At 39.4% G+C, this 3,365-nt stretch carries 4 protein-coding genes; all 4 read right to left on the bottom strand.

Translation table 11 applies throughout. The features are described from left to right. Positions 1-18: 18 nt before the first annotated feature. A complete protein-coding gene (locus HMPREF0673_RS14870) occupies positions 19-1,119 on the bottom strand; it encodes an McrB family protein (protein ID WP_007899633.1) in 1,101 nt (366 codons plus the stop codon). A gap of 27 nt (positions 1,120-1,146) precedes the next feature. Continuing rightward, positions 1,147-1,554, bottom strand: coding sequence for a hypothetical protein (locus tag HMPREF0673_RS06340; RefSeq protein ID WP_007899631.1), 408 nt, complete (start codon positions 1,552-1,554; stop codon positions 1,147-1,149). 206 nt (positions 1,555-1,760) lie between these two features. Then, positions 1,761-2,339 (bottom strand): hypothetical protein, encoded by a 579-nt coding sequence (locus tag HMPREF0673_RS06335; RefSeq protein WP_007899624.1) that lies wholly within the window; start codon positions 2,337-2,339, stop codon positions 1,761-1,763. A gap of 210 nt (positions 2,340-2,549) precedes the next feature. Then, positions 2,550-3,365, bottom strand: an 816-nt coding sequence (locus tag HMPREF0673_RS06330; RefSeq protein ID WP_007899622.1) for an aldo/keto reductase, incomplete at its 5' end; no start/stop codon positions are given.

Here is a 3,365-nt window from a genome sequence, read left to right as displayed (position 1 = left end):
TTAGGGTGTCAACCTTATTTAAAAAAAGACATCTGGCTTTATCTCCTTCCATGCGAAACGTCTGCGTAAAGCAAAGTCCATACTTTCCACACTTCGGTCAATGTCGTTCATTGTTGCAAGAATATATACATTCTCTGGTACATAAAAACCATCAGCAAATTCATCGTCTTCGTCAACGAGATTTTGATATTGTGTCTTCACCTTACCTTTCATTCCCCTGTAACCTGGGTCGATAGCATAAAAAAGTTCGCCAAATATTTTTGAGAGTTCGCCACGGTTTATTTCATCAATGATGAAAACGAAAGGATTTCCTACAACATTGTTTAATGGAAGATTATAATATTTCGTTAAGATTTCTAATACGACATTTTTACAACCTATATTATCTGAATCCGAATATTCAAATGGGTTATCGCTTACCTTGCCACATTCCAACCAACAATAGTACGAATTTAAAACTTCTTCATATCTGATATTTCCCATAGGCAGAATTTGTAAAACTCCACCAACTGTCATTACTTCTTCTATAAGAATGCGGTTATTTTCGCCTTCAATCAGACTTAATTTATAAGTTAACAGATTAGATGGTAACTTATATTCACATGAATTATTTGCTTGAGCCAGATGTTTTATCAACTTATTCCAACTTTTAAGTGTAAGATCTGATATAGAGGATGTTGCCTTTTTACAGAACTTTTTCAATATTCCATCTTTGCGTTCAAAATTAATATGTCCTTTTCCGTCATCAATAGGTCTTAATCCTTCCACAAAATCGGTATAGTCATAAGAAGGATGGAACTGAACAAACTCTACTTCAGCATTCATAGCCTTAGCTATTTCTTTTGCAAGGAATGTCTTGCCTGTACCTGGAGCACCGGTAAGAACAAGGTTTTTATTCGCCTTAAGAAGATTTATGTATGATTGGATATTTTCCATACTATGTATTTGGTTCTTTGATAAGTTTATAAGATATTCACGAACTTGCCATGGGTAAGTACAAATGTCATAGGCAGAATAGCTTTTTAATTTGTCTTTAAAGTAAGACAACAGACGGTTGCTACTTTCGAACCAACTTTGAGAGTCTGGATCTGGAACATCTTTTAACCTTGCATTCCGCATGAGTCTAAATGTTTCATTTAAACAATCCTATTGTACTATTGTACAAAGCAAGTTGGGTTGTAATGAAGCAATAAGACGGTTGGTAGCAGCTCTTCTATCCTGACTGGTTCGTTCTCTAAGAAATTTCTTAATCTTATTGTAGATATCCCATAATGGTTTATCTTGACTTTCGGCTATAGTTTTCAGCATTGGAGCCAATTCGTTCCAATCTTGTTTTATCTTAATCTGTTCTTCTTTTGTAAAATAACCTTGTTTTAACGAAGATACACATTGGGCACATCCTCGTTCAAAAAACTCATGAAACAAATCTTTGTTCCAGTCTTTCCAATTTTCGCATAATCTGGCACTTTCGATAAATAAAGGCACAAAGTGACAGTAGTTGTCATGCCATTCTTGCCAAATTTCTATTTTACTAATAATATCTTGTAATTCCATATGGTCTTTTATTTTTACTATCTTACCAAATACTATATTACTCTGTCATAAGCGTAACGTCCACTCTTACTATTGAGCAGCAGTTAGAACATAAAGTAGTTGTATGAATAGCATTTTAACCTTGCCTTTCATTTATTCGTTGTAAAGGTAACTATAATATTACAAATCTACAAATTTAACAAATGCTTACGACTATATAATAATGATTATTTCGGCATTTTTCTGCAAAAATTTAAGCCACTCACCATACGATGAAGTTTTGCAGCATCGGTGGGCATAAACTCAAACGAGTCGAAGTCGCCGTAGCAGGAGCAGTAACCTAACAGATATTTTGCGGCGCGATAGAGTCTGTAGAACACGTTGCCGGGCTTTAACGACACACTTACCGACATCTCGTATTTGGTCTGCACACTTCCGTCCGTGAGCGTATTTTGATAGGCTTCAAAAGCCACGTCATACACATTCTCGTTGCTGCAGAATGTGAAATGAAAAGGAACGGCAACCTTATCTGTATCCGAGTCGCCTCTGTCCAAAAAGTTGGCAAACCATTCCATTCTGTCGGCATCTTCGGGACGTAACAACAACGAGTCGAAATCGCCGTCTTTGCGCTTTTTGCCAAAGAGATATTTTGTAGCGTTTTTCAGTTTTTCCCAAAACTCAAGGTGAACAATATGGAAACATCCATAAACAACGTGTTCTTCGTTTTCCATGGGTTCGAGGGTTTCTAAAACCATCTGATGACTAACATCATGACATCTGCAAACAAAAAAATCAGTCTTTTCCATAAATCTTAATTTAGATTAATAATAATTTTGGCAAAAGGGCTTAGTGGTATTTTTTATTTTGCAAACACCATGCCAAGAACGGCATCGTTATCTTGTGTCATAATTATTTTATCTTCAAAGTTCGTAGATATTATTTCTGTTTATGCGACGATTTACTCCATGTTTTGATTTCTGCCAACAACTCCTCCTTATGTTTGGCAGATAGTCACTTTATTCTGTAGGTTTCACCACAGCTCTCCACTCCATAAACTGCTTGGTAGTTTCTCCGCTATGATGGTCGAGGAAGAGACTGTGTGTGGTGTCGAGATTGTCTATCGCCTGCATGTCCTCAGCATCAAGCTCGAAGTCGAAGAGATTCAGATTCTCCTGCATTCGTTCCTTATGAACGGTCTTCGGAATGATGATTACATCGCTCTGCAGCAGCCAGCGCAAGGCTACTTGTGCGGCAGTCTTACCGTATTTCTTGCCAATCTGGGTGAGGGTAGGGTTGGTGAACAGTTCGTTCTGACCTTCTGCTAACGGAGCCCACGCCATGAGCTTGGTGCCAAACTCATCCATGAACTTTCGAGTCTCGTGCTGTTGGTTGAACACATGCGTCTCCATCTGGTTCACCATCGGCGTAATCTCCATGTTGGAAGCCAGGTCTATGAGATGATCAGGGAAGAAGTTGCTCACTCCGATGGCACGAATCTTTCCTGCCTTGTAAGCCTTTTGCAAGTCACGGTAAGCACCGTAACGGTCGCAGTAAGGCTGGTGGAGGAGCATCAGGTCGATGTAGTCGGTCTGCAGCTTGCGCAGACTCTCGTCTATGCTCTTCATGGTCTGTCCCTCGCCATAGTTGGAGTGCCAGACCTTTGAAACGAGGAAAATCTCATCACGGCTGACGCCGCTCTTCTTCCATGCGTTGCCCACGGCTTCCTCGTTGAGATAAGCCTGTGCAGTATCTATCATCCGATAGCCCACGCTGAGAGCATCCAGCACACAACGCTCACATTCATCAGGTTCCACCTGATAAACACCATAACC

The sequence above is a fragment of the Leyella stercorea DSM 18206 genome, assembly GCF_000235885.1.
In the GTDB taxonomy this organism is placed as follows: domain Bacteria; phylum Bacteroidota; class Bacteroidia; order Bacteroidales; family Bacteroidaceae; genus Prevotella; species Prevotella stercorea.
This window is presented reverse-complemented; position numbering and strand designations above follow the sequence as displayed.

Excerpts from the sequence above, each read along its gene's own strand:
- HMPREF0673_RS14870 (WP_007899633.1), bottom strand. The coding sequence starts at position 1,119 with ATGCGGAATGCAAGGTTAAAAGATGTTCCAGATCCAGACTCTCAAAGT.
- HMPREF0673_RS06340 (WP_007899631.1), bottom strand. The coding sequence starts at position 1,554 with ATGGAATTACAAGATATTATTAGTAAAATAGAAATTTGGCAAGAATGG.
- HMPREF0673_RS06335 (WP_007899624.1), bottom strand. The coding sequence starts at position 2,339 with ATGGAAAAGACTGATTTTTTTGTTTGCAGATGTCATGATGTTAGTCAT.